The 440-nt window shown below is 55.9% G+C and carries 1 pseudogene; it reads right to left on the bottom strand.

The features are described from left to right. A pseudogene (locus tag AB4Z35_RS30605) lies at positions 1-440 on the bottom strand (chromosome segregation protein SMC); the annotation flags it as partial.

Here is a 440-nt window from a genome sequence, read left to right on the forward strand (position 1 = left end):
GGACTGCTGGATCAGGAAGGCTAGCAATACGAACTGGCTATGCACGGGCATGGCATAGAACAGTCTCTTCAGGCCTGGATCCTCGCCGTTTCGCAGCTTGCTGTCGTAGCTCTCCAGGTACGGGCGAAACACCTCATGCATGCGTTGGCTTTCGCCCGAGTAGTAACTAAACACATAGCGCGGTAAGTAATCGGCATCCCCATTCAAGAAGGCGGTGAGCTTGATCGACTCGCCCAGTGGCGACTTATCCGCGTCGTCGCCAAAGTCAAAGACCCTGTGGATCAGATCGTTTTGCTTGATCCGCCCAGCGCCAGCGACGCGAATGCGAAATGCATCCTTCTCACGATCAGGATCGGCGTCGATGTGGATGTGGCGCAGGTTCTCACCGGCACCCATGCGATAGGCCAATTGAAAGGCAAAGGCGGGGATACGTTTCTTGG

Origin of the sequence: Pseudomonas sp. KB_15, from assembly GCF_052114525.1 — a bacterium.
Lineage (GTDB): Bacteria > Pseudomonadota > Gammaproteobacteria > Pseudomonadales > Pseudomonadaceae > Aquipseudomonas.